The organism is Mesorhizobium sp. M7A.F.Ca.MR.362.00.0.0 (assembly GCF_004023175.1).
Taxonomy (GTDB): Bacteria; Pseudomonadota; Alphaproteobacteria; order Rhizobiales; family Rhizobiaceae; genus Mesorhizobium.
The window spans coordinates 9,771-11,353 of record NZ_RZTF01000073.1 but is presented as its reverse complement, the minus strand read 5'-3'; the positions used below and the strand labels follow the sequence as shown (position 1 = coordinate 11,353).

The following is a 1,583-nucleotide window of genomic DNA, read 5'->3' as shown; positions in this document are numbered from 1 at the left end:
CCGCTACGCCGAGGCGCTGGCGGCCAGCGAACGGTTCGCCGAGGAGACCGGCGCCTTGCAGATCCATGCCTTCAACCAGGAGGAAACGCTCGTCGGCCAGGGCACGCTCGGGCTCGAAATCGAGAGCGATTTGCCTAAGATCGACACGCTGCTGGTCGCTGTCGGCGGCGGCGGCCTGATCGGCGGCATCGCTGCCTGGTTTGCCGGCCGCATCCGTATCATCGCCGTCGAGCCGGAACGAGCGCCGACGCTTCATCGCGCCTTCGAGGCCGGACACCCCGTCGACGCGCCGGCCGAGGGTATCGCCGCCGATTCGCTGGCCCCAAAGCGCGTCGGCGAAATGATGTTCCCGATTGCCGAAGCCTTTGTCGAACGCTCGATCCTGGTCAGTGACGACGACATCATCGCCGCGCAGAAGGCGCTGTGGAACCGGGCCCGCATCATCTCCGAGCCGGGTGGCGCCGCCGCCTTTGCCGCGGTCCTGTCGGGCCGCTATGCGCCGGCGGCGGGCGAACGGGTCGCCGTGCTGGTCTGCGGAGCGAATGCGGACCCCGCTACCTTCTAAAGGGCCTGCTGCCTTCTAAAGGGCCTGCTGCCTTCTAAAGGGTATGCAGGATGGAACTATAACGGTCCACTTCACGTTTTTCCGAACTGCCTCGCCTTTGCCGTGTTTGCTGGTATTCTTTGAGTCGTGAGGCGTCGGGCTATCCTGCCCGCTCCACAGCATGATCCCGAAAAGTGAAATCCCTTTCGGAACAGATCATGCTCAAAGGGATAGGGCCGCATCCCGGTTTTCGGGATAGGCTCAAGGAAGGGCCGATGACGCAACGACCCACCTTCAGCAGCGATCGCGGCCTGGCCGGACGCCTGGCCTTAAGCCGGTTGGCGACGCGGGTCTCGATGATGGTCGAGCGCGGCTGGCCGTTGCTGCTCCCGCTCGTCATCGTCGCCAGCCTGTTCCTCAGCATCTCCTGGCTGGGGCTGTTCTCCCGGCTGCCGGATATGGCGCGCATCGGCCTGGTCGCTGCTTTTGCCATAGCGGCACTGGCCGCGCTCTATCCGCTGCGCTTCTTCCGCCTGCCGGGCGCCGGCGAAATCGACCGCCGCATAGAGGCCGCCAATCAACTGTTGCACAGCCCGGTGCTGGTGCAGACCGACCGGCCCAGCGGCAGGGAAAGCAGCTTCTCGCAGGCGCTGTGGCGCGAACACCAGAAGCGCATGGCCGGAAAGCTCGACAACCTTGGCGCCGACCTGCCGCGCACGCGCGTGCCGGAGCGCGACCCCTGGGGGCTGCGCGCGGTGGCGGCCCTTTTACTCGTTACCGCCTTCGCCTTCTCCTTCGGGCCGACCGGCGGCAGGATCAGCGACGGCTTCAATGCCCATGGCGCGCGCGATATCGTGCCGCCGCGCATCGATGCATGGGTGACGCCACCGGCCTATACCGGCAAGCCGCCGATCTTCCTGACCGCCGACGCCAACCAGGCGATCCCGACCTTTACCGTTCCAGAAGGCAGTGACGTTTCGCTGCGCGTGACGGGCGGCTCGGGCGAGGAAACGCTCGGCTATGCCGACAAGAATGGCAA

Annotated in this window: 1 protein-coding gene and 1 pseudogene; both read left to right on the top strand. The window is 66.1% G+C overall.

All coding sequences use genetic code 11. The features are described from left to right. On the top strand, positions 1-565 hold a 565-nt coding region (locus EOC06_RS42360; protein ID WP_245469525.1), incomplete at its 5' end, for a pyridoxal-phosphate dependent enzyme. A gap of 254 nt (positions 566-819) precedes the next feature. Next, positions 820-1,583 (top strand): annotated as a pseudogene (locus EOC06_RS42355) (DUF4175 family protein); the annotation flags it as partial.